The sequence below is a fragment of the Desulfobacter vibrioformis DSM 8776 genome, from assembly GCF_000745975.1.
GTDB lineage: Bacteria > Desulfobacterota > Desulfobacteria > Desulfobacterales > Desulfobacteraceae > Desulfobacter > Desulfobacter vibrioformis.
Window position 1 is genome coordinate 85,943 of sequence record NZ_JQKJ01000003.1, and the last position, 23,190, is coordinate 109,132.

25 protein-coding genes, 1 tRNA gene and 1 pseudogene are annotated in these 23,190 nt (G+C 40.5%); 18 read left to right on the forward strand and 9 right to left on the reverse strand.

Annotated features, from left to right (window positions below):
* Positions 1-4: 4 nt before the first annotated feature.
* Positions 5-1,909 (reverse strand): peptidylprolyl isomerase, encoded by a 1,905-nt coding sequence (locus Q366_RS03645; RefSeq protein WP_035236463.1) that lies wholly within the window; start codon positions 1,907-1,909, stop codon positions 5-7.
* A 289-nt stretch (positions 1,910-2,198) separates the two neighbouring features.
* Between Q366_RS03645 and Q366_RS03650 the strand changes: the two genes are divergently transcribed.
* The 4 genes and pseudogenes from Q366_RS03650 (at position 2,199) to Q366_RS03660 (ending at position 5,045) form a co-directional block, all read left to right on the forward strand.
* A tRNA-Ala gene (locus Q366_RS03650) sits at positions 2,199-2,274 on the forward strand.
* Between the two features lie 144 nt (positions 2,275-2,418).
* A pseudogene (locus tag Q366_RS22315) lies at positions 2,419-2,583 on the forward strand (DUF6538 domain-containing protein); the annotation flags it as partial.
* A 36-nt stretch (positions 2,584-2,619) separates the two neighbouring features.
* Positions 2,620-4,293, forward strand: a complete 1,674-nt coding sequence (locus Q366_RS03655; protein ID WP_035236465.1) for a site-specific integrase — start codon at positions 2,620-2,622, stop codon at positions 4,291-4,293.
* Between the two features lie 50 nt (positions 4,294-4,343).
* Entirely contained in the window at positions 4,344-5,045 is a 702-nt protein-coding gene (locus Q366_RS03660) for a DUF4145 domain-containing protein (protein ID WP_035236467.1), read from the forward strand.
* A 30-nt stretch (positions 5,046-5,075) separates the two neighbouring features.
* Here Q366_RS03660 and Q366_RS03665 read toward each other — a convergent pair whose 3' ends face one another.
* Positions 5,076-5,633, reverse strand: coding sequence for a tyrosine-type recombinase/integrase (locus Q366_RS03665; RefSeq protein WP_051957803.1), 558 nt, complete (start codon positions 5,631-5,633; stop codon positions 5,076-5,078).
* Positions 5,634-5,765: 132 nt separating this feature from the next.
* On the opposite strand from Q366_RS03665, the gene Q366_RS21190 reads away from it, so the two are divergent.
* The 7 genes from Q366_RS21190 to Q366_RS03700 all read left to right on the forward strand — a co-directional run bounded on the left by Q366_RS21190 (position 5,766) and on the right by Q366_RS03700 (position 11,344).
* Positions 5,766-6,425 carry a transposase gene (locus Q366_RS21190; protein WP_156968101.1) on the forward strand — a complete coding sequence of 220 codons (660 nt, stop codon included), beginning with the start codon at positions 5,766-5,768 and terminating at the stop codon, positions 6,423-6,425.
* A 121-nt stretch (positions 6,426-6,546) separates the two neighbouring features.
* On the forward strand, positions 6,547-7,194 hold the full coding sequence (locus tag Q366_RS03670; protein WP_245619857.1) for a hypothetical protein: 648 nt from the start codon (positions 6,547-6,549) through the stop codon (positions 7,192-7,194).
* Positions 7,195-7,983: 789 nt separating this feature from the next.
* A complete protein-coding gene (locus Q366_RS03675; RefSeq protein WP_035236472.1) occupies positions 7,984-8,175 on the forward strand; it encodes a helix-turn-helix transcriptional regulator in 192 nt (63 codons plus the stop codon).
* 1,123 nt (positions 8,176-9,298) lie between these two features.
* Positions 9,299-9,733 carry a MarR family winged helix-turn-helix transcriptional regulator gene (locus Q366_RS03685; protein ID WP_035236474.1) on the forward strand — a complete coding sequence of 145 codons (435 nt, stop codon included), beginning with the start codon at positions 9,299-9,301 and terminating at the stop codon, positions 9,731-9,733.
* A 20-nt stretch (positions 9,734-9,753) separates the two neighbouring features.
* Positions 9,754-10,254 (forward strand): PaaI family thioesterase, encoded by a 501-nt coding sequence (locus tag Q366_RS03690; protein WP_035236475.1) that lies wholly within the window; start codon positions 9,754-9,756, stop codon positions 10,252-10,254.
* Positions 10,244-10,912 (forward strand): flavodoxin family protein, encoded by a 669-nt coding sequence (locus Q366_RS20020; protein ID WP_051957804.1) that lies wholly within the window; start codon positions 10,244-10,246, stop codon positions 10,910-10,912. The genes Q366_RS03690 and Q366_RS20020 overlap by 11 nt, the downstream gene beginning before the upstream one ends.
* Positions 10,913-11,344 carry a PaaI family thioesterase gene (locus Q366_RS03700; RefSeq protein WP_035236476.1) on the forward strand — a complete coding sequence of 144 codons (432 nt, stop codon included), beginning with the start codon at positions 10,913-10,915 and terminating at the stop codon, positions 11,342-11,344. It begins immediately after the preceding gene.
* A gap of 138 nt (positions 11,345-11,482) precedes the next feature.
* Here Q366_RS03700 and Q366_RS03705 read toward each other — a convergent pair whose 3' ends face one another.
* From Q366_RS03705 to Q366_RS03725, 6 genes are all read right to left on the reverse strand, one after another.
* On the reverse strand, positions 11,483-12,025 hold the full coding sequence (locus Q366_RS03705; protein WP_035236477.1) for a hypothetical protein: 543 nt from the start codon (positions 12,023-12,025) through the stop codon (positions 11,483-11,485).
* Positions 12,026-12,119: 94 nt separating this feature from the next.
* On the reverse strand, positions 12,120-12,488 hold the full coding sequence (locus Q366_RS03710; protein ID WP_035236478.1) for a hypothetical protein: 369 nt from the start codon (positions 12,486-12,488) through the stop codon (positions 12,120-12,122).
* 250 nt (positions 12,489-12,738) lie between these two features.
* The gene (locus Q366_RS03715; protein WP_156968103.1) at positions 12,739-13,362 is read right to left on the reverse strand and encodes a hypothetical protein; all 624 of its coding nucleotides are present in this window, start codon (positions 13,360-13,362) and stop codon (positions 12,739-12,741) included.
* 6 nt (positions 13,363-13,368) lie between these two features.
* Positions 13,369-13,623: a hypothetical protein gene (locus tag Q366_RS21195; RefSeq protein ID WP_169742927.1), complete on the reverse strand. Its 255-nt coding sequence runs from the start codon at positions 13,621-13,623 to the stop codon at positions 13,369-13,371.
* Positions 13,624-13,872: 249 nt separating this feature from the next.
* The gene (locus tag Q366_RS03720) at positions 13,873-14,478 is read right to left on the reverse strand and encodes a hypothetical protein (protein WP_035236480.1); all 606 of its coding nucleotides are present in this window, start codon (positions 14,476-14,478) and stop codon (positions 13,873-13,875) included.
* Between the two features lie 21 nt (positions 14,479-14,499).
* A complete protein-coding gene (locus tag Q366_RS03725) occupies positions 14,500-14,706 on the reverse strand; it encodes a hypothetical protein (RefSeq protein ID WP_035236481.1) in 207 nt (68 codons plus the stop codon).
* 249 nt (positions 14,707-14,955) lie between these two features.
* Here Q366_RS03725 and Q366_RS03730 point away from each other — a divergent pair, with 249 nt between their 5' ends.
* The 7 genes from Q366_RS03730 to Q366_RS03760 all read left to right on the forward strand — a co-directional run bounded on the left by Q366_RS03730 (position 14,956) and on the right by Q366_RS03760 (position 22,288).
* Positions 14,956-15,774: a metallophosphoesterase gene (locus Q366_RS03730; protein WP_169742928.1), complete on the forward strand. Its 819-nt coding sequence runs from the start codon at positions 14,956-14,958 to the stop codon at positions 15,772-15,774.
* 577 nt (positions 15,775-16,351) lie between these two features.
* Positions 16,352-17,611, forward strand: coding sequence for a glycine betaine/L-proline ABC transporter ATP-binding protein ProV (gene proV / locus Q366_RS03735; RefSeq protein WP_035236483.1), 1,260 nt, complete (start codon positions 16,352-16,354; stop codon positions 17,609-17,611).
* A gap of 14 nt (positions 17,612-17,625) precedes the next feature.
* Positions 17,626-18,456, forward strand: coding sequence for an ABC transporter permease (locus Q366_RS03740; protein WP_035236484.1), 831 nt, complete (start codon positions 17,626-17,628; stop codon positions 18,454-18,456).
* Positions 18,457-18,471: 15 nt separating this feature from the next.
* Complete coding sequence (gene proX / locus Q366_RS03745; RefSeq protein WP_035236485.1) at positions 18,472-19,506, forward strand: glycine betaine/L-proline ABC transporter substrate-binding protein ProX; 1,035 nt, start codon at positions 18,472-18,474, stop codon at positions 19,504-19,506.
* Between the two features lie 178 nt (positions 19,507-19,684).
* On the forward strand, positions 19,685-20,050 hold the full coding sequence (locus Q366_RS03750) for a hypothetical protein (protein ID WP_035236486.1): 366 nt from the start codon (positions 19,685-19,687) through the stop codon (positions 20,048-20,050).
* A gap of 237 nt (positions 20,051-20,287) precedes the next feature.
* Positions 20,288-20,833 carry a DUF3334 family protein gene (locus tag Q366_RS03755; RefSeq protein ID WP_035236487.1) on the forward strand — a complete coding sequence of 182 codons (546 nt, stop codon included), beginning with the start codon at positions 20,288-20,290 and terminating at the stop codon, positions 20,831-20,833.
* A gap of 30 nt (positions 20,834-20,863) precedes the next feature.
* Positions 20,864-22,288 (forward strand): M48 family metallopeptidase, encoded by a 1,425-nt coding sequence (locus Q366_RS03760; protein ID WP_035236488.1) that lies wholly within the window; start codon positions 20,864-20,866, stop codon positions 22,286-22,288.
* A 335-nt stretch (positions 22,289-22,623) separates the two neighbouring features.
* Here Q366_RS03760 and Q366_RS03770 read toward each other — a convergent pair whose 3' ends face one another.
* Complete coding sequence (locus tag Q366_RS03770; RefSeq protein WP_035236490.1) at positions 22,624-23,169, reverse strand: MerR family transcriptional regulator; 546 nt, start codon at positions 23,167-23,169, stop codon at positions 22,624-22,626.
* Positions 23,170-23,190: the final 21 nt, after the last annotated feature.

The following is a 23,190-nucleotide window of genomic DNA, read 5'->3' on the forward strand; positions in this document are numbered from 1 at the left end:
AATATCAGTTAATAATATCGGTATTGATCCGGATGTCAGCCATTTCTTTCCGTGACGTCAGCCATTGAGAATAATAGGTCTGGTGTTTTCGGGCTTCAAGTTTCTGCTTAACGTTGTCAAGATTGCCGGCAACGGCAGCTGCATCCGGTGCTTTTTTTTCTTTTAGGCTGATAATGAAAAATTTTCCGGAAGCTTCAAGGACCTGTTTATAAACAGGGTTTTTTTCATCAAGGGTAAAGGCAGCTTCCACAATGGCCCCTGACCCGGTAATGCCGGGCACAGCTTGATTGCGGGTAAACATTTTACTTGTTTCAACCTTAAAATGATTGTCTCTGGCAAGTTTTTCGAGACTTGCGGCATCATTACCTAATTGTTCAAGCATTGACCCAGCAGCTTTCCTGGCAGCCTGTTTTTGCAGGTCCGCAGTCAATGTACCGGCAATTTTATCTTTTACATCTTCATAGGCAAGCACCGCTGGATCTACCTTTTCAAGCATATGCATCAAATAGTAAGCATTTCCGATCTTCTTGACTTCACTGATCTCATTATCAACCAGGGAAAAGGCTGCAGTGGCGAACTGACCTGGATCTGAAAGGCCCATATCCTTAAGTTCCGTTCCCAGGGCCGTAAACGCCGGGGTGGTTACAGGTTCTTTGCCTGCAACCAGGGCCACCTGCTCAAAGGAATCACCGTCAAGCACCGCATCATAGACATCCTCAGCCTTATTATAAGCCAGATTCTGGATCTGGCTTGCAGCCAGCTCCTTTTGGATCTCTGCCCTAGCGGTCTCAAAAGGCGTCACGCTTTCAGGGGTTCTATCTGTCACCTTAATAATGTGCCACCCGTAAGGGGTTCTTACAGGCTGGGAAATGTCACCGGCTTTCATGGCAAATGCAGCATCAGCAAAAGGTTTTACCATACTGGTTTTGTCGAATCGGCCAAGGTACCCGCCGCTGGCGGCAGACGGTCCCTGGGAATAGGTCTTGGCAAGTGTTGAAAAGTCTTCTTTGTTAACTGCTTTCTCATAAACGCTTAGGGCCTCTTCTCTGGCCTTGGCCACGGTCTGCTCATCAGCGTTTTCATCCACCCTTATCAGGATATGACTGGCCTCAACCTGTTCCGGCGTGGTAAAACGTGCCAGATTCTGATCGTAAAAATCCCGGATCGCAGTTTCGTCAATTTTGACCTTATCCTTAAAATCCTCAGGCGCAAACACGAGGAATTCCACTTTGCGTTTAGGTTCAGACATGTACAGATCATGATGCTTGTCATACTGGGCATGGATCTGCTCTTCGCCTGCAGTGACGTCGGAAAATGTCCCCGGATCAATCAGAATATAGTGAATACTGGCTTCTGTATTGTTAAACGAATACCAGGCCTGGGCTTCCCGGTTTCCTACGGTTATGCCGTTGAACACCATACGCTGGAGTTTGGTGTTCCTGATGAGTTTGCGCTGCATCGCTTCAAAGGTTTCAGGGGTCATGGCGTTCTGACCAAGCACCCGCTTGTACAGATCCATATCAAAGGCACCGTCTTTCTGAAATGCCTTGACTGACAGCAGATCCTGTTTAAGCTCCTCGTCAGAAACAACAATTTTTAACTTTTGGGCCTCAATTTCCAAAATTTTTTGATCAATCAGGCTGTTCACGGCATGCTGCTTAACATTTAATGATTTTATCAAATCATCATCCAAAGAGGTGCCGAACTGCTGCTGAAGGCGTTGAATCATACGCTGATAGGCATCACGGTATTCCGCAAGGGTGATGGCCTGATCATTAACCGTGGCCACCTGATTGTGTTTGCCGGCGTTCATACTGCCAACACCTAAAAATACAAACACAATAATAATGATGCCCAAAAAAAACTTTATGATCCAGTTTCCTGTATTTTCACGAAGGTAACGCAGCATGCCTGTTCAGCTCCTTGACCCGATTCAGTTTCAGTTTATTTATTTAACAACCGTGGTGGCTGTAATCTATCAACGCCTAAATTCATCCCGCAACAAAACATGAAAGTAATCTATCCAAACTATTAGGCAAATTATTAAGACTTTCATATAAAAAGCATGGAATAGTATCGTTTCTCCCCAACTGGTGTCAATAAAATATTCTAAGCCTGAAACCTTAATCTGTTAAAAAAAATATTTTTTGTATTGACACGCCATGCGGTTTCTATTATACATCTACCCACTCTTTTGTGGGGCTGTAGCTCAGCTGGGAGAGCGCATGGCTGGCAGCCATGAGGTCAGGGGTTCGATCCCCCTCAGCTCCACCAATAGCAAATTTAGTAGGCAACTACTTTAATAACCCGTTGATATTGTTAACAAACAACATATCAACGGGTTTTTGCTTTTGCCCGTTGATACCACTTGTACGGACTTGTACAAAAAGGTCGTACATTTTATATTAGCGGTGTCAAATGAAACTCCCGTCCTACCTTTTTCAAAATGATCACGGCATCTACTATTTCCGGGTTTGCTTTTCAAAACCTGTTCGTTTACATTTACAAAAAGTTGAATTCCGGAAAAGTCTTCGGACTCGTGACAAAAGAACCGCAGCAGCATGTTCAAGGGCAATCAAGTTGCACTTTGACCAGTTATGCCAAAGGGATATTTACACGATGGATTGGTTGGAAACAAAATTTGTGCTGAGTAAATATGTAGATGAGATCATCATCAAATTTCAAGAAGACATTATGGAATATGGCACTTTCGGGGATCATATTACCAATTATCCTGAATTATCTGTAGAAAAAGAGGCAGCGCATTATCGTAACCTATTGTATAAAAATGAACCTGTTGACATTGATTCCTTTCCACTGTTGAAACAATACACTGCAAAAATAGTCAAAGAATGTGATTTAGAAACTGATCCTGACAAACAAGACAGGAATACAGTTCAAGTAGCTGAAATGCTTAAGGAGTTAAAACAAAACAGAATTCGCTTGCTTGAAGAACTTTATGCGTCTACGCCATCATTATTTGAACAATACAAACTTCAATTTGAAGACGACATCACAGAATCAAACCCTGACAATACATTGCAGCTTGATGCAATATTAAAAAATCTTGGCAGGATGGGGGCAGGGACCACTCCACACATAAAGGGAAACTCTCAACCGAATGTTACTTTTCGTCAACTGATAGACAGATTCGTTGATTATAAAACGATAAAAAAAATATGGGGTAGCCCGAAAACTGTCGAACAAAACAAACAAAGGTTAGATTACCTTCATGAATTTTTTGAATATGTAAAGAATCAAAATGATATACCGTTGATTGATTTTGGACCAGATGATGCCAATCAGTTTGAAAAGTATTTTCAGTTACTACCTAAAAACAGAACAAAGAAATATCCAAATGTAACCATCCAACAACTTATAAAAGAATCCCTATCCGGCTCAATTCCCCTCAATGAAAGAATCTCCGATACTACTTATAACGGTTATGTAGATCTGCTTAGTGGTATTTTCAATTTTGCAATGGAACCAAGGCAAGATTACATCAAAAAAAACGTTTTTGTTGATTTGAAGATAAAAAAAGTTTCTACCATAAAACGAACACCATTTACGGCAAATGATTTAATATTATTTTTTTCAACCGATCTGTTCCAGAAAAAAGACTTTAAAATCAAATACTCATGGAGATTTTGGGTACCAATTTTAATGTGTTACCATGGGTTTAGGTTGGAAGAAGTGGCACAGTTGCAAATCAAAAATATTACTGCTGATGATGATATCAATGTAATTGAAATTAAAGAAGAATATGACAATGTTACTGGTTCTATCATTACCAAAGTTAAGAACACCAGCAGCGAGAGAATTGTCCCGATCCATAATACTGTAATTCGGATTGGTTTTTTAAATTATGTTAAATACTTAAAAGACCATGGAGAATACAGATTATTCCCCGATTTACCTAATGTTTCCAAAAGCGGAAAATATAAAAAAGCAGGTGCAAAAGTATCCCGGTGGTTCAACGAAGACGACAAAAAAAATTATAAATATTCATATTTGACAAATTGTGGCATTAATGGTGATGGCAAGGAAAGAAAGGTCTTGTACAGTTTCCGGCACACCGTTCAACATTTACTCAATAACCATCCAGACAACATTGAAAATGATAAGATTGATAGGTTGTTTGGCCACACCATCAAAGCAATTGGACGTAAAGTTTATGGGGGGTATGACACCCCTACCCTTAGTAAAGTTGTTGAACTAATAAATTATCCAAATTCAAAGTTACCGTGGGATATCAACCCGGATTACAATAAAATCAAATTTCCATGGGAATAATTGCATTTATTTAATCAGAATTTAACATCAAAAATTGTAAACAAAACCAAATGACAAATATCACAAAAATCTACTGCAATACTTGTAGGTACGAAACTAAACATGACATTAAATCAATCCATGAGCGTTCTTATCAAGAAATTGATGAACATGAAGGGCGAGAGTTTTTAGGTTATTATGAAGATTTCGAATACCGATTTCTTGTCTGCCGTGGATGTGATACCGCTACACTTGAAGAAAAATCAACCGGTGCAGGACTTCAAGATAATGATGGCAACAATATCTATTATTACAGCTACTACCCACCAAGAAAAAACTTCGGTTTTCGTTCACCAAAGCAATTTCTGCACATAGATAAAAAACTTAATCAAACATACAAAGAGATAATCACCGCATATCAGCAAGGCCTTGGTATTGTAACATCGATGGGTATTAGAGCATTGCTTGAAGGTATATGTGTGATTGAAGGTATCGATGATAAAAAAGCATGGGGACTTGGGAAAAAAATTGACAAGTTGAAAGTTTCAGCGAGGATTCCTGAAAGCATCATAGATGGCTTAAAAGGACTTAAATTCATAGGAGATGATGCAGCGCATAGACTGAAAACAACGGAAAAACATCACCTTTCATTGGCAGTTGATCTTATTGAGGCACTGTTAACGAACCTTTACGAAGCAAAATTTGATCTTGAAAAGAAAGCAAATCTTGTTAATAAGGCCCACAGCGCTTCCATAGAAAAGGATTTACCATAATTTGTATGCAGCCCCACACAACCATATGATTTAGTTAAATAATGCTTCCATATCTTCCGTCGTAATATCAAGGTACTTTACCGTCATAGATTCACTGCTATGATTAAAACGTTCTTTTAACAGTGACAATATCCTTGGATTAGTAGAGGACTCAAATGCCAATCTTCCGAACGTCTTCCGTAACGATCTGACGCCATATTGGGAATGATCTTTAACTTTTGCAAACCTGCACCAATCTTTGACCAATCTGCCAAGTTGCTGTAATGTAATCGCATTATCCCCTTTCCGTGATTTGAATAAATACTCTTCTGGATCGTATAAATTCAATGATTCAAGGTAGGCATGTAATGCTTCATGGGTTTTTTCGTTCATAAAAATGAAGTTATCCTTATTGGTCTTTCCCTCTTTGAATATATACCGTTCCTTTAAATCCAAATTTACCAAATGTTTGATTTGTAATTTTAACAGGTCAGTTCCCCTGATCCCCTGTTCAGTGGCAATTACAAAAAGTGCATAATCACGCTTATGCGTTTTTTTCTTCAATTCATTGATGATTCGTCTTTTTTCTATTGCAGTGAATGGTTTCACGTATTTTCCGGTTGCATCATTAATTTTCCTCGTCAGTCAAAAGTTTTATTGATTCATTGAGTGACAGAGAGAGGGAAATAGTGCATTTTGAATCTATTCATTTAACCCGCAATTGAAAAACGGAGATTCAAAATGCACATTTATGTTTATCACTTCCTGAGATCTTTTCGCAATATTTTTTCCAGACAATCGACTTGGCTTGTGTTCTGCATGGTCATATTGGGATTCATCGGTAGCGGCGAGATGGTGGGTGTCACCTCGTTTTGTAGATTCTGGTCGGTAGAGGAAAGCGGCTATCACAGCTTGCTCAACTTTTTTCGATCCTCTGCCTGGTCTCTTGAAATGCTGACATGTTACTGGAGCAGCTTTGTCCTTTCACAAAAAGAAACCGTTTTTGTTCACGGCCGCGCGGTTATATTGGGTGATCATACCAACGTTTCGAAAGATGGGCGCAGAATGCCATGTGTGGTCAGTTTGCACCAGCATTCCGAAACGCAGAGTAAACCGTCCTATTTCCGCGGTCATTGCTGGGGCGCCATCGGCTTAATGGTCGGCTCGATGACTTCGCCCTATTGTCTTCCCTTGGCGCTTGGTATTCATCAGGGGCTGATTCATATTGGTAAAAAGAACCCGGATGAAGCTGACAGGGAAACCCTGGGAAGTCGAATCGTTCAGATGGCGCTTGATTTTGCTGTCCAACACGATCTGCCAAGCATCCTGGTTTTGGATGCTTTTTTCCCCTGGGGCCGCTGTTTTCATACTGGCCAATTCCCTATGGTCACTGAAGCATAAATCACCGCTTCTCACCCTGATTATTCGGGCAAAGAAAAACTGCGTGGCCTATTTTGAGGCTGAACACCCCTCGGAAAGAAAACCGGGACGTCCTGCAATATATGGAGAAAAGGTCAAACTCATGGAACTTTTTGACCACAAAAACAAATTTGCGAAGGTCCAATGCACCGTTTACGGCAGAGTCGAAGACATCCTGATTACTTCAGCGGATTTGTTATGGAAACCGACCGGTTCGTTGATCCGCTTTGTACTGGCGGTAACCAGCCGGGGACCCATCGTTCTGATGTGTAGCGATTTGAGCCAGGAGCCCGTTGCTGCCCTTCAATTATATTGCGCGAGAGTGCGGATTGAAACCATGTTCGACATGCTGAAGAATTTGATCGGGGCCTTCCGCTATCGCTTCTGGTCGAAGCGTCTGGTTCGTCACTCCAGAAAACCTAAAAAAAACGAAACGCTGAAAAAACCTTCGCAAAAACGGATCGGATCGGTCAGACGCTGCCATGAGGCCTATGAACGTTTTGTCATGTTAGGTGCGATTTCTCTCGGATTGCTGCAGCTGATCGCTCTCAAATTTCAGAGAACGATCTGGAAGCACTTTGAAGGCTTTCTGAGAACCCGTTCCCGGCAGTTGCCCTCGGAAAGAACCGTCAAATTGGTTCTCACCCATCTGCTGATCAGGAATTTAATGGATTCCGCACCGGATGCGATCATACGTGAAATTCAGGAACGCTACGGAAACGAAAAAGCAGCATTTCAAAGAGCCGCTTAATCGTCTAAATCATAACAATCTGATTTTTCAAGCCGATTGGATGGAAAAATTTTTATTGATTTGACTTATTGTGGGAGAGATCCGTCTGTACTCATATTCCGAAAAACTTATGACTGACGAGAATTTTCTTGTTTGCCATAATATCCTCCCATAGTCCACCAATGTTCAATTATATGTAATATTTTATAACTATTGAACATAAAATTTCAACTGATTATTTACCAATCTACACAACAAATTATAACCAACCGTATTTGTAGAATATTTTTCAAAAACACCCACAAATGTTCATTCATGGTAATGATTGAACATTCGCATTTTGGTTCATTTTGATGAATTCATGAAATTTTAACTGTGAGATGTCTTTTCAAGACAAGGAGCATGTTCATTTCCATATGGATACCGAGAAATTGAATGGGTATCATTAAACCATCGTTTTTTAAGACACCATAGAATTATGATATAATGCTGGTATCATGGATCAGGACCACCACAAAAATACCAAACCATTAAAATGCCGTGCCTGTGGCAGCACCACTGCTGTTAAAAAGCTCACAACAGATTATGAACTCTACCACGCCGGATTATACCACCTTTTTGAAATGCCGCTCGGCATAGACCATTTAATGACAGAGAATACCCACTATTGCACACGTTGTGGTTATAAATTCTAATCCCCCACCCCATCCCCACCATTTTTTTCATTTCTTTGTCCAAAATCATGAGATCCACTGAATTTTAATAACATTCTTTGCAATTAATTTTTAAACAGATAACAAAGGTATATTTATGAAAACGATGGAAAACAACGGTGCACTGGACGAATTCTGGTCGATTGCAGGGGTTTGTGATGCCCTTGGTGTTTCGTACACCACCTTATATCGCTGGCGCTACCATATGGAAGGTATGAATTTTCCTGACCCGGTTTACAACATCAATAACAGGAAAATTATGTTTTCAAAAAAAGATGTGATGGAATAGAGAAATCAACAGTTTAAAACCAAAGGTAATTAAAATGGAACCACAACTTTTTAATCTGGAACAATTATTGGATTACATGGAAATCCGAATCTCAACCCTGCACCATTTGATTTCAGATCGTGATTTCCCGGCTGGTAAACCCAATGGTAATACCGATACACGTTTATGGTCACGGGTAGAAGTAGACCGGTAGATTATGGACCAAATCAACTAAAGGTGATCACAGTGAAGATGGAAAATGAGCAGTAGAAATTATCAGAAGCAGTGAGTTTATATTATTCTCACGATTACTTGAAGTTTGTCATTACTTTAAACCCGGAAGAACTGGACTGTGGCCAGATCAATACCCGTTCATTTATTGTCCGGGGCTTAAAACTGCATGAATTAAAAGCCGTAATTAAAGAGCATGACACCGGTTTCCTCGCTGGAATGTGCATCGTAGAAGATCTGGTGATTACATTACGTGACAACCATGTGCTTTGCGTACTCTTGGGGTCAATTCAGGGGAAAGGTCAAAATCGCAGAATTCCCTTGAATGACGACGAATACAACCAATTCTGCTTTATGGTGAACCGGTTGGCAAAATAAAACTTTTTACAATTAATTCAACATAGATTCCCCCTTTACCAGAATTCAAATGTCAGTAGTATTTCATCTGGTATCGGGGGATTTTTATATCCGGTCATATAGTTATCTGATGAATTAGTTGTCAAGGAAAAATATTAAATATATTCAATTAGATATGTCACAAATCAATGTGCTCTGTAAGGGCCATAATAGTGTGTTTCAGAGTGGTTGTTTTTGGTGTGATGGTTGGTATTCGATAGGGTGGAATTGGGGTTAAATGGTGTGGAAATGATTGTGGGTTGGATATCTTGACAGGGATTCAATGCCGGCTAAAGAAACTTGAAACGAATCAAACATGATGACCCGGTAAAAAATCTAATTTTGGTAGTTTTCTGGCCACAAACTACTGAAATTATTGATAGTTATTTTGCCGTTTTGGACTTTTTACGGGATCATCAAACATGGGTATTGTGTTTTTGCATACAAATAGTTTGTATTTAAATTATTTGTATGCTAATCTTCTCAAAATTAAAATTCAAGATATTGGGAGAGTACCTTGGTATTTGAAGATTGCGTGTGTTTTCGGTTAGGTAAAACTGTACGGCGGGTGACAAGAGCATACCGTCAAGAAATTTCTAAGTATAAACTTACCCACGGCCAATTTTTTATGATGGTTGCAATTTATGAAGAGGAAGGTTTATTACCAAGCGAACTTGCTGAAAAAACTTCTCAGGATAGAGCAACAACAACAGGTTTGCTTGACCGACTTGAAAAAGACGGTTGGGTTATTAGAAAGGCGGATAGGGATGATCGCAGGTCTTTGAGAATCTTCCATACTCGCAAGGCGAGTGAGCATAAAAAAAACATCATCACACTTTTCGAAAAAACGAATCAAAAATTTTTAAACTGCTTTACCCAAAGTGAATGGTCACAAATGCAAGATTTCCTATCCCGGTTAGATCAATTCAATGATTCAAATCAGTCTTTTTAACATGTTGAAGGGAAAGCACATTGTACAATCTTAATCCAGCCCACATCAAATCCGTGATCAAAAATATAAACAAAGGGCCGTTTTTCAAACACTTATCAATGCAGGTTGCGGAGTTGGATATCGGATATTCAAAGGTGATTGCTACGATTAGTAGTGAGCACATGAACCCTTTTGGTGGTGTTCACGGAGGGGTGTTTTCTTCGTTCATTGATACTGCGGCTTATTGGTCTGCTTATTGTGATCTTAGGGAAGATCAAGGCTTAATTACAATTGATTTAAAAGTAGATCTTCTCGCACCGGTTACGGATGAAACTATTATCGTGATAGGAAAAAGCATTAAAGCTGGACGAACACTATGCCTTACAGAAGCGCAGATGTCCGATGAGACAGGGCGATTGTTTGCTCATGGTACTTCAAAACTTATGGTAACTCAAAACAAACAAACCATAAACGATGTTGTTACTTTTATGGGTGCTGACAACCTACCAAAAAAATTTCTAAGGAGAGATTATGCCGTTTAAAATAGTCGGAGTATCAGCAAGCCCGATAAAAAATGGAAATACAGATACATTCTTATCAACGATTATGGATCAGGCAAAAGAAAAAGGGCTTGAGACAGAAACCATAAACCTGTCAGAATTCAAAATCGAAAACTGCATCCACTGCAATTTCTGCTTGAACAAACAAAAGGCTGACAGATACTGTGCTCTTCGAGATGATGTCCAGATCATATATGAAAAATTGGAGAGTGCGAATATCATCGTGTTTGCCAGTCCGGTTTACTTTATGAGGACTAGTGGGATGATGGCAACGTTCATAGACCGTCTTCGTGTTTTTATCTTCGGCAATGTTGCTGGTGGTAAATTAAAAAATAAAATCGGTATTAGTGCAGGTGTTTCATGGTTACGGCATGGGGGCATGGAGACAACACACCTTTCCCACATTTGTGCATTCATTACCCTTGATATGATACCAGCAACCAGTCATGCTTCCATCAGTCCTCTTGGTGCCTCCGGTGTAAGCAGCAGATATGGAGAAGGCGTGTTTGATTCCAATGTGCGTTTAGGTGTATGTGATGATGAAGCAGGAATCAATGCTGCCAAAGCTCACTTAGCCCGTGCCTTGGAATTGTCAAATCTTATTAACAAAGAGACAACACTATCAAATCGTGAGGATTAGATGACCATTCCCCGAGAACGGCTTGATTTTTTAATAAATTTTTTTAACAAGGCACCTCTCCAAGAAGTTTTTGGAATGATTTTATCTTACCAACAAAATGGTGATCCTGTCTTTAAAATGCCATACAAGCAATCTTTAGATCATACGATGGGTGGTATATTCGGTGGGACTATAGCATCGTTACTTGATTGTGCAGGTTGGTATGCAGTAGCAAGTCGATATGAATACTGGATTTCTACAGTAGATTTAAACATTCAAATTCTTCGTGCATCTGCAAAGGTTGATTTAAAATCAACGGGATCAATAGTAAGAATGGGTAACAAGATCGCAGTGGCAAGAATGGATGTGTATGAAGACAAAAAAGATGGAACGCATTTGGCTACCGGCACAGGCGTATTCTCAGTATCTTCCATCCCCATATCCTCGGTTTAATTCTACGATTTATTGTGGTTATAATCAAAAATTAGTCCAAGAAATATGGGTTAACTGACATCGAATCGGTTCATTTTGCCCCTGATCATGATAAAAACAATCATGGCAGCATCGGTCACCACAAAGTTCAACCGCCCTTTACCAATACAACATCACCACACCTTCCGGCAGAACGTGTGCATTGATTTCATCATGCCCCATATTTTTTGACTCTACCTGATATGGTACACACACAAAACCATCATTGTTCCCATGACTGACCTCGTTTTCCAGTGTATGAAAGTGGGCATTGACATTGGTAAACACCGAAAACATAGCCCCGTTCCATTCCTTTGATATGGTCGGTTTATAAATGTACTTGATTATAAGTGATTTTGCCCGTTCTCGTGTCAAATTCAGCGTATTTAAATTGGTTTCGATGATTTCGTAACCTATGACACCATCTTGTATAAACACCTTTGCAAATGGACGTAACAGCCCATCTACCGCAATAGTAAAATAGCATTTACTAAACTTTTTTATATCAGAATCTTGTGCAACTTGCTGATGCTGCTTTCTTAAAACGTGGTTCCCTTGCTGTGAAAACATCTGATCATACAAGGTAATAATTTCATGCTGTTCAAACTGATCAAGGTGTTTCAGTTCAGGAAGAACCACGTCATCAGTATTGGAATTTCCCATGCTTACCACCTGTTTAAAACCGTTTTAGCGTTGTAAGTTTAACAACGATACAATAGAACCCTTTATAATAAACATCCGATCATTTCAGACAGGATTATTTATTAGTTTTAGAGGCAGGTTCATCTTTTACCAGTTTCAATTGAAATCCAGAAGGTGTTTCTTTTACGGTAAATTTTTGATCGACATCATATTTTGTTGTATTAATAATTTCTTTTTTGATGATAAGGCTACCACGTTTATTAATTTTAACATTCATATTTACTGGTTTAGTTTTCTTAGTCCTACCAGCACCTTGGATTTTTGGTATTTCATCCGCTTCAATAAGTGCCTTTGCATATAATGCTTTAAGCTGTGTACTTGAACTAAGCCCAAATTGTTTGATTATTTCTGCCTGTTCAACTCCACCTTTAATCGCTTCCAGCAACTTTTTAAGATCAATTTTTTTTCGTTCGGTCTTTGCCATTATATCCTCCATAAATTATTTAACATCACATTATATAAAAGTTTTGAAAACATACCATAAACATATTGTAACCTATACACAAATTAAGCTAAAATACAGCCGATTTAGGACAAATTGACCACATCTTATACCCAAACATCAAATCAAAACTATAAAACGCTTAAATGGCCTCATTTCAAACTATATCAGACATAACAAACCCCATACAAATACAAAATACATACTAATATGGGGTTTGTCTGTCAACTTATCATTCAATAGTTATTGTTGGTTTGATATAATCAGGCAATGATTTCAAGCCTTTGTTCTTCAAAGCATTTTTCAAATCACGTTTCAAAATTTTCCGGTAAGCAGTAATCATCTCATCATATACAAGATTTACATAGTCTGGATGACATAAAATTTCATCATGAACAGATAAAACCGCTGGTATTCTCTTTTCAACCATCAAATCGTGCACCACTGCTTCTATAATTTCAGAATCAAACCACATCAAACGTATACCACAATCCGAATTGAAACAATCGGAAATATCTTCATATCTGTTTCTTAAAACTTTAAAAAACTCACTGCAATCTTGGAATTTAAGATCAATATCTTTCTTTTCCAATTTTTCCATTGTTGCCGTGATTGTATCTTTCCAGTTATCCGCATTTATTGCAGTAAGTGCAAGTTGTTTGAATATTTTCCTGAATTCATCATCATTACGTTTATCAATTAAAAGACTTTGATCAATTTCAATTTGATAAGCATCTTTTGGTGCTGACATTAATTTGCGATGATGACATAATGCAAAATGATGACCTGCAAAATCTAATTTTATATAATGTGGTGAACAATCTATCGAAATATATTGGCGCAACTGTTTATTCATCTGCATCTATTCCGCCATATATAAACGGCCATTGCATTTAAAATTATTTCTGGAATATTTTCTCACAACAGACTTATTGTTTATTTCAAATTTAATCTTATCAATATCAATCTTATATTTACCTTCATTTTGACAGCCTAAACCCTTGGTAGACAAGTCTTCTGCGGTTACACCGCCTTCCATACCTATAGAACCATCCATACTATCTTGTATATGGTTGATACTTGTATAACTATCATTGTTGTTAATTGAAATATTCACATTCTTTAATCTATTTAGTTTGTTAATTATAAAATTTAGTTTATTATCTTCATTATTATAATTTAAAACCGTACATTCAATGGATTCAATTTCAATTCTGCTTTCAAGATAATCATAATAAAATTTCTTTAGAAAATTAGTATCAAGAACAAGTGACTGCCCATGTAGTTTATGATCATAGTCAACTTTAATATCTGAATTTTCATAAACATTATTAATCTTTTCCAGCCGTTTAATCTTACGTTCAATCTACGGTTTAATTTCAAAGTCAACTGGAACAGAAACCTTTTTATATTTACCTTTATTTTTACCCTTAGTGATTAATCTAAGAACAGTATCATTCAAAACAACCAATTCACTATTCAACTTTGGATCAACTGATTTATTATTGTAATTCTTTTTTTCATTATCAACAATGCAGCTTAATTTTTTGAATCTGATATCCTTGTTGCGCAGATATTCAAACATTTTCAAACCTTTTTCAGAAAACGCAATTGTTGATTCTTTACCATTTTCCTGAGAACCAATAGTTTGTGTTATCAAACCTAACAATTCTAATATGTCAACAATCATCAAAAATGGTTCATATTTAAGACCCATTGCTTTATAGTATCTATCTTTATTGCTAATCTCACTTGTCTTATAATATGTATTACTTCTGGAACAACGAATATTGCATTCTTTCAACATACCAAATACCAAATTATTAACAAGAAAACGAACATATTGATCAAGGAAGTATTCATGTTTACCATTATTTATCCATCTTTTAGTAAATAATGATCTGTTTACCAATGTGTTTTTACGTTCTTTTGATAGTTTATTATAATTCTCATGAATAATAGCATTATCCATACCAACATTACATCCAGTAATCTATTTAAATGTAATCATTACATCATCTGTTATCTTATCAACTAAACCGTTATACACAGATTCATCTTGATTTGATTCAAACACAATATTTCTAATCCTAAAAATTGTGTCATTAGATTCTGTCTCATCATCAGCAACAACAATTTGTTCGTTTTGTTGGTCAAGTACCATGGCCTTAGATTTTTTGCCTTTTTTAGTTTTAATCATTTTAATAACCTTTTTGTTAAAAATTTAATTTTTTACACTTATTACGCATTTACAAACCAGAAAAAACTACGCTTATATAATTCGCAATAAAACTCACATTTATATATATCATATTTTAGTACATTCTTTGAATCTCATATGAATTCAAATTATTAATTATAATTTGTCTTATTGTTTCTTGAAATTTTCAAAATTATCCTTATGATATATAATAAATTAGACATCTATAATTCCATTGGTCAATTAAAGATGAAAAGATATACAAGCAATAACATGATGTTCAACCAAAAAGGCAAGTTGATTGGTCTTTTTAGTTCAACTGGTCGGTGGGTTAAGATCAGAACTGATGAAAACCCAATTATTATTGGTATATCTGATCTTCATGGTGATTGCCGGACATTGAATCATATTCTCGATGAATATTTTTTTAAAATACCAAATAGTATCTTAATTGCCTGTGGAGATTTCTTGGACCGTAACCCTAAAAGTTGGGACAATGAACCCACTGCTGCACTGGATACGCTGCTGAACTTGAAATTGCAGTACCCTGACCGTGTATTTCTTCTTATGGGAAATCATGACCTGTCACCGCATACACATATTCCTTTTGCCCCTTCCAATGCATGGGACATGATGTCAGGTCAAACCCTTGCATTTTACACAGAAGTGCTTGAGAGCTTGCCTATTGTGGCCACAGTGAACGATATTGCCTTTGCACACGGTGTCCTACCGACGACAACACAGGTTGATGATCTGCCTTTTGATGAGATTTATAATTGTGTGTGGTCGGATTATGTGGAACACGAATCACTTGGAAGCGATTCTATACGCAAAAAAGTGGGAATCAATTTCTTTCAGGAATCCTTGGACAAATTCAGTTGTAACCTTCTCATAAAAGGCCATAACCCTTTTGCCCCATTGATCAGCATGAATCAGAAATGTATAACAATCCAGACTACAAGACAATTCCATGACATCTGCGGTTCCCATATGGTGGTCGTTGATTCAACGAAACAATTGAATGATGTCCAGAATGCTAAAATCGTAACCCTTGAAACCAAGAATTGATTTTGTTTATGGAAATTAACATTTGAATGTTTTCAAAATTATGGTAATGAACTTTTAATGTGCAGTTCAACTTGTACATTTTGGTTGTACGTTTTCCGTTGAACCCCACATTCAAAATTGATAAAACATAACAATATCAGATGGTTAAAAATATGTGGTGTTGATCCCCCTCAGCTCCACCATTACCAATGGTTTTTAAAAACATCCGAAAGCCTGGATAAATATCTGGGCTTTTTTTATTGGTATTTCTACATCCTTTTCTTTTTTCTTTGAATACCTAATAAATCCCTTGATCACCTGATGACCACCTAAAAAATCTGTTGGCATTAATGTTGACATATTTTTTGTTTCAAAAATTACATACCAACAAAAATAATCCCGGACGGCCTTTTATAAATCAAAGTAGTCTTATTATTAATAACGTTTATTTTATAAAAATATACCTATGATTTAAATTGATTATGATTCTAACCATATTTCGCCATTTGACAAAATACATTGAATACGATATATAACACAATTAAAAAAGACACCTAAATATGGCGTGAGCCCTTTCGCGCAGAAAGAAGAACTATCCATGGATCAAATTATTATTAAAAATATATTTAAAATATTCGGCCAGGATCCCCAAGAGGCAATATCCCTTGTTGATCAGGGGCTAACAAAAGAAGACATCCTTGAAAAAACCGGTATGACCGTGGGCGTAAACAATGCGAATTTTTCTATTAAACGTGGAGAAATATTTGTGGTCATGGGCCTGTCCGGATCCGGCAAATCCACGCTGGTCAGGATGTTCAACCGCTTGATTGAACCATCGGCCGGCGAAATCCATATTAACGGCCAGAACATTACAGCCATGGAAAACAAGGACCTTGTCAAATTCAGACTTAAACATATGAGCATGGTGTTTCAGTCCTTTGCCCTGATGCCCCATCTCACGGTCCTGGAAAATGCCGAGTTCGGCCTTGAATTGGCCGGGGAACCTAAAACCACGCGGAGCGAGCGGGCGATAGCCGCCCTAAGCCAGGTGGGCCTGGAAGGCTGGGAAAGCCAGTACCCCAAACAACTTTCCGGGGGGATGCAGCAGCGCGTGGGCCTTGCCAGGGCATTGGCTGTGGAACCGGATATCATGCTGATGGACGAAGCGTTTTCCGCCCTGGACCCGCTGATTCGAACGGAGATGCAGGATGAGCTGCTCAAACTTCAGGAAGACAGTGACAGGACCATTGTTTTTATCTCCCATGACCTGGATGAGGCCCTTCGCATCGGCGACCGAATTGCCATCATGGAAGGCGGACGTGTTGTTCAGGTGGGTACACCCGAAGAAATTCTCCAGAACCCGGCAGACAATTATGTCCGGGCCTTTTTCAGAGGTGTGGATCCCACCACTGTTATTTCAGCCGGAGAAATTGTCAACACACAGTACCCCACGATTATCAAAATCAGAAAAGGCGATATCAGAAGCTCCCTGGAGCTATTAAATGCCAGGGATTTCAACCACGGATATGTGCTGAATGCCAAACGCCAATTTTTAGGGGTCGTATCCATTGACTCCCTTCAGGAGGCCGTGGAAAATGGCCGGTCAAAAGACTCCCTTGATATCTGCTATCTGCCGGAAGTCAATCCCGTCAATATCAATGACAATATGCAGGATATTCTTCCTGAAGTGGCTTCCAAGGGTTTTCCCATCCCGGTACTTGATGACAACACTGTATTTAAAGGCGTGGTATCAAAAAACAGATTCCTGAAAACCCTTCACAAATCAGAAATTAACGGCCATAACGGATCCGGGAACGAATATGACGAATCTTCCCAACACCTTCAAACCGCTCTTTAGCAGGAAAATCAATTATGTTTGGTGAAAAAGTACTCCCCATAGATATATGGATCACCGCGTTTGTTGACTGGCTGGTCAATAATTACCGGGATATATTTCAGATGATAAAATGGCCGGTTGAACAGATTTTGACCGGATTTGACATTGGCCTTAACGCCGTACCACCCATTATTATAATAGGTATTCTGGCTTTCTGTGCATGGCGCTTTTCAGGATGGGGCTTAGCTGTTTTCAGCGTTGTGGCAATGGTATTCATCGGGTTGATCGGATTCTGGGCAGACACCATGACCACCCTTGCCATGGTTTTGGCCTCGGTTTTATTTTCCACCCTTGTCGGGGTTCCCGTGGGTATTGCCGCCGGACGCAGCGACCGGGTGGAAACCATTGTCAGGCCTTTTTTAGATGCCATGCAAACCACCCCGTCCTTTGTATACCTGGTTCCCATTGTCATGCTCTTTTCCGTGGGTAATGTGGCCGGAGTTCTTGCCACCATTATTTTTGCCATGCCCCCCATCGTCCGCCTGACAAGTCTTGGCATCCGCGGGGTGCACCCGGAACTGGTGGAAGCGGCCACCGCCTTTGGCGCCACCCGCAGCCAGGTACTGTTCAAGGTTCAGATTCCTCTGGCCATGCCCACCATACTGGCAGGGCTGAACCAGACCATTATGATGGCCCTTGCCATGGTGGTCATTGCGGCCTTGATCGGGGCCGGCGGTTTGGGCTCTCCTGTGATTCAAGGACTGAATACCCTGGATATAGGCCTTGCTGTCATGGCGGGGTTAAGCATTGTTCTGCTAGCCGTGGTACTGGACAGGATCACCCAGTCCATGGCCGGCAAAAATTAACATAAAGGAGAAATTATGAGTGTCGCAAAAAACATCTGCTTCTTTCTGGTTGCAGTTTTCATGATCACAGCCGCACCTGCCTGGGCATCTTCAGACAAACCCGGAGAAGGTATCACTGTTAAACCTGCACGTGCCACCTGGAACACAGGTTATTTCCAGGAAGCACTTGTCAGCCGGGCCTTGACCGAGTTAGGTTATAAGGTCAACCACCCCAAAGACCTGAAAAATCCGATTTTTTACAAAGCATTGACCCTGGGTGATTTAGACTACTGGTGCAATGGCTGGTTTCCCATGCATAACAGTCAGCTTCCCAAGGATTTTAAGGACAAAGCCCAGATCATCGGATACGTTGCCAAGGCGGGTGGACTGCAGGGGTATCTGGTATCTAAAAAAGAGGTTGAAGAATACAACATCAAGTCATTGGACGACTTTAAGCGTGAAGAGGTCAAAAAGGCATTCGACAAAAACCATGACGGCAAAGCCGATCTGACGGCCTGCCCGCCGGGATGGGGGTGTGAAAAAATAATTGCCCATCACTTAAAAGTTTACAATCTGGAAGATGATATTAATCCGGTAAAAGCGTCTTACGAAGCAGGTATGGCGTCCGCCATCGGTGCTTATAAATCTGGCGAGCCTATTTTCTTTTATACCTGGACCCCGAACTGGACCGTATATAAACTCAAACCCGGGAAAGACGTGATGTGGGTCAACGTGCCTAAAATCCTGCCCACAGAGGCCCAGGCCGAGGCCGTGGACAGAATGACCCAGTCCGGCATTGATGGCGCAGTGACAGATCCTGTGAAACTGGGCTTTGTTGTTTCAGATATCCGTATTGTGGCCAACAAGAAATTTTTGGCAAAGAATCCTGCTGCCAAAAAATTTTTTGAGGAATTCACCCTGTCCCTCGCAGATATTAATGAACAGAACACCCGCATGAACGCGGGGGAAAAATCAGCAAAAGACATCCAGAAGCATGTCACGGAGTGGATTGCTAAAAATCAGGCCAAATGGAACAACTGGCTGGCCCTGGCCCGGGCCGCTGCAAAATAAACGGGGGCCTTTTTTCACGATAAATAAATAAACGTCCCCCCCCTGCAGGGTTAACTCTCCTGCAGGGGGGACGTGTTTTTAGTATTAGGTTCTGAGTTTAAATAGTTGACGGCGAACCTGTAATTATCGTATGCTTTCAAAAATTTTTTAGTACCCATTATAAACAAAGGAGACAACGATGAAAACCAAGATGAGTGTGCTGATTATCAGTTTTGTTTTTCTTTTTGCAATGATCTTTGCCGGCTGCGGAGAGCAGGAAAATCCAAAACAAGCTCCCAAAGCACCTGAAGTTGAAACCTCAATGCATGAAACCGAAACCCAGGCACCTGAAGCTGAAACTTCAATGCATGAAACCGAAACCCAGGCCCCTGAAGCCGAAACTTCAATGCATGAAACCGAAACCCAGGCTCCTGAAGCTGAAACTTCAATGCATGAAACTGAAACCCAGGCACCTGAAGATGAAACTTCAATGCATGAAACTGAAACCTCAGCACCTGAAAAGGCTGAGGAGTCACAGGAAGCCCCGGCTGCCGAAAAAAACTGAACGCCGGTTTTATCTATGTTGGCCTGATGGGTGATTACGGGTGGTCCTATGAACTGGGTAAAAGAATGGATTCCTAGCAATCAGGCCAAATGTAACGACGGACTGTCCAGGCCCGGATCGCTGAAAAATAGACTGGCCCCTTATTTACGACAGTTAAGCCCTCCTGCCGGGATCTCCCCCCTGCCGGGGGGCTTGTTTTTGGTGTTAGGAGTCTATTTTTAAGAGGAAGGAGACATAATGGAAATCTCAGCAAACCAGTCCATTGACAGTATTGCCAAAATTTTCCTGAAAACCACCCAGAGCACGCTAAAAACGAGCACTGGTAAAGAAATAAATTACGCCAACACCATCCAGAAAATCACCAGGGTGTCCATGATGCCGGATCTGACCTGCTTTGTCCAGTTCGGCGGAGACTATATGGGTCTTGTGATTTTCAATTTTAGTGATGAGGCTGCCTTTGAAATTTACAGGCAGTACATGATCAACATGGGCATGCCCGAAGATGAACTGGCCACCTCCATTTCCGACCCTGAAGTGACAGATACCATTGGGGAAATTACAAACCAGCTCATGGGACAGATGATAAAATCAGTAGAAGAAAAATATGACCTGAATGCCTATTACGGCCAGCCCAAGGCATTGACCATAAGTTCGGCCATCTCCCTGTCCATTAACGACACTTACACGGAAAACCGCCGGCTCTCCTTTAAAATCAATAACTATATCTTCCGCATTGAAATAGCCATGGAGGATACTGAATTTATCAATGTAGCCGACTTCTGACAAAACCGTCAAAAAAATTTCTGAGTAAACATGAGACGATTTAAACAGGCGGTAAGCCTCATTCTGGTCATTGTGCTTTTGTTCCCTGCCACCAGCTTTGCCATTTCCATTCCCGATGAACTCAAACTCGGCAAAGAATATTTACAACTGATCAAAAACAAAGGTGTCATTCTTCATGACCCCGTTGCCCAGAAGATGATTGATATTGTGGGCAACGCCATTGTCAAACAATTGTCTCCCCAACCCTTTCATTTTGATTTTTTCATGATCAATGACGACACCTTTAATGCCTTTGCCACGCCGGCAGCCAATATTTTTGTGCACCGAGGATTAATTGCGGCTCTGGATAATATGGACGAGCTTGCAGGTATTCTGGCCCATGAAATCGGCCATGCCGTGGGAAGGCATGTGTCCCAGTCCATTGACCGGTCCAAAGTAGTGGCAGTGGGCAGCCTGGCCGGGATGCTGGCCGGCGTCCTGGTGGGGGCGGCAGCCGGAAGTTCAGAAGCGGCCCAGGCCATGACTATTGGCTCCATGGCTGCCGGGCAGTCAGCCATGCTGACCTATACCCGGGAAAATGAAACCGAGGCAGACCAGAAAGCGGTTCTTTTTCTTGAGAAAACAGGATATTCGCCAAGAGGGATACTGGACAGCCTGCTGAAAATCAGGCAGACCGATTACCAGGGGATTGAAAATATACCTGATTACTTTAAAACCCATCCGGGCACAACAGCCAGAGTGTCCCATTTATCCGGAATTCTGGCCGATTATAAACCAGCTTTGAACAAACCCGCGCCACCGGAAAATTTCGACTACAACATGGTCAAATACCGGGTGATCGGACTTTACAGCGACCCTGACACCTACATTCCCAAGATTGAAATTGCACTCCAAAACGATCCAGACAATGTGGCGCTTCACTATGGCCTAGGCCTTTTGTATGGCCGGACCACCCGAATGAATGAGGGAATTGAACAGCTGAACAAGGCCCTGGCCAAAGACCCATTTGAATCCATGATCCTTTTGGAGCTGGGCCGGCTTTACATCCGCAACACGGAATATTCCCGGGCCATAACGATCCTGGACAGTATGGCAGATGATCCCCTGCTGGGGGACTGGGCCGTTTTCAACCGGTCCGTTGCCCAGATTGAAAACGGCAACCTGTCCGCAGCCCAAAAGGGGCTTGAGCATGTACTTGGAAACGGCAAACCCGGATTTGAAAAAGCCAACTACCACATGGCCGAAATCATGTCCCGGCAGTCAAAACAGGCCCTGTCAAACTATTATCTCGGGGTGTATTATGCCCGGATACATGACGAACAAAATGCGGTCCGCCAGCTTGAACGGGCCCTTGACACCCTGGACGATGAAAAGATGCGGGAAAAGGCCCAAAACGAACTGGAAAATCTCAAAGGCAAGGGCAAAAAAGGGGCGCACCAAGACAATCGCATGTAACTGGGTTGCAGTTTCATGCCAATTTCAAATGACTCATACGGATTATAATCCTTCCTTTTCAACAGAAAGGCCCCCCATATATTGTAGTCAATGTCATAAACTTAAGCATTGCGTATTTTATTTCACCATGAAGGACATGAAGAGCATGAAGAATATATGCCGGGAAATCAATCTTCATGTCCTTCATGCTCTTCATGGTTTTAATTCGGAAGCATCTTAACTTTATGACATTGAACAGAAACTTGCACATCACCTAAATCAACTCATTTATACTGTTTTACTCCAATTTAGCAGTCGGTGAAATATTCTTAATCCCGCTCTATAGAAACTTACTTTTACTGGCAATTGTTTATGAGCCGCCGAGATTGATACCGAATATCCTTTGCCTCTATCTCCGATATTCCTAATGACAGCAAAAAGTCATGGTGGGCTTCTGGAGATCGGGATTCAAATTCTGCGTGCCATTTCATCATGGCTGATTCGTCCATGCCGGCAGCCTGAAGCATTTTTACCCACATCTCTTTGTCAATGGCAGGCCCGTAAACGTCGCTGGTCATTTCTTTGAGCAGACAGATTATGACCTGCTGCTGGCGTTTTAGGTCGACTATCTGCTGTCCGATTTCCCATAATCGATTCTCAAGTATTTTTACACTTGGGGCATTATCTGAGGCCAGCAGTTTTTTTATATCAGCCAGGGCCAAGCCTGTATTGCGAAAGGTGCAGATTTGGTTAAGCCTGTCATGATCTTTTTGCGTATAGAGGCGATAACCCGCCTTTGACCTGTCAGAGGGGATTAAAAGACCAATTCGATCATAGTAAAGCAGGGCACTTCGTGAAAGGCCGAATAATCCGGATAGTTGAGAAATGGAATAGGTTTTCATTTTTCGAAAGCGTGGCGACCG

Bases quoted from the DNA above. Each gene is read 5' to 3' on its own strand.
- Q366_RS03675 (WP_035236472.1), top strand. From the start codon at position 7,984: ATGAAAACGATGGAAAACAACGGTGCACTGGACGAATTCTGGTCGATT.
- proV (WP_035236483.1), top strand. From the start codon at position 16,352: ATGGATCAAATTATTATTAAAAATATATTTAAAATATTCGGCCAGGAT.
- Q366_RS03655 (WP_035236465.1), top strand. From the start codon at position 2,620: ATGGATTGGTTGGAAACAAAATTTGTGCTGAGTAAATATGTAGATGAG.
- Q366_RS03705 (WP_035236477.1), bottom strand. From the start codon at position 12,025: ATGGGAAATTCCAATACTGATGACGTGGTTCTTCCTGAACTGAAACAC.
- Q366_RS03700 (WP_035236476.1), top strand. From the start codon at position 10,913: ATGACCATTCCCCGAGAACGGCTTGATTTTTTAATAAATTTTTTTAAC.
- Q366_RS03750 (WP_035236486.1), top strand. From the start codon at position 19,685: ATGAAAACCAAGATGAGTGTGCTGATTATCAGTTTTGTTTTTCTTTTT.
- Q366_RS20020 (WP_051957804.1), top strand. From the start codon at position 10,244: ATGCCGTTTAAAATAGTCGGAGTATCAGCAAGCCCGATAAAAAATGGA.
- Q366_RS03715 (WP_156968103.1), bottom strand. From the start codon at position 13,362: ATGAATAAACAGTTGCGCCAATATATTTCGATAGATTGTTCACCACAT.
- Q366_RS03710 (WP_035236478.1), bottom strand. From the start codon at position 12,488: ATGGCAAAGACCGAACGAAAAAAAATTGATCTTAAAAAGTTGCTGGAA.
- Q366_RS03770 (WP_035236490.1), bottom strand. From the start codon at position 23,169: ATGAAAACCTATTCCATTTCTCAACTATCCGGATTATTCGGCCTTTCA.
- Q366_RS03720 (WP_035236480.1), bottom strand. From the start codon at position 14,478: ATGGATAATGCTATTATTCATGAGAATTATAATAAACTATCAAAAGAA.
- Q366_RS03645 (WP_035236463.1), bottom strand. From the start codon at position 1,909: ATGCTGCGTTACCTTCGTGAAAATACAGGAAACTGGATCATAAAGTTT.
- Q366_RS03760 (WP_035236488.1), top strand. From the start codon at position 20,864: ATGAGACGATTTAAACAGGCGGTAAGCCTCATTCTGGTCATTGTGCTT.
- Q366_RS03755 (WP_035236487.1), top strand. From the start codon at position 20,288: ATGGAAATCTCAGCAAACCAGTCCATTGACAGTATTGCCAAAATTTTC.
- Q366_RS03670 (WP_245619857.1), top strand. From the start codon at position 6,547: ATGGAACTTTTTGACCACAAAAACAAATTTGCGAAGGTCCAATGCACC.
- Q366_RS03660 (WP_035236467.1), top strand. From the start codon at position 4,344: ATGACAAATATCACAAAAATCTACTGCAATACTTGTAGGTACGAAACT.
- Q366_RS21190 (WP_156968101.1), top strand. From the start codon at position 5,766: ATGCACATTTATGTTTATCACTTCCTGAGATCTTTTCGCAATATTTTT.
- Q366_RS03740 (WP_035236484.1), top strand. From the start codon at position 17,626: ATGTTTGGTGAAAAAGTACTCCCCATAGATATATGGATCACCGCGTTT.
- proX (WP_035236485.1), top strand. From the start codon at position 18,472: ATGAGTGTCGCAAAAAACATCTGCTTCTTTCTGGTTGCAGTTTTCATG.
- Q366_RS03725 (WP_035236481.1), bottom strand. From the start codon at position 14,706: ATGATTAAAACTAAAAAAGGCAAAAAATCTAAGGCCATGGTACTTGAC.
- Q366_RS03730 (WP_169742928.1), top strand. From the start codon at position 14,956: ATGAAAAGATATACAAGCAATAACATGATGTTCAACCAAAAAGGCAAG.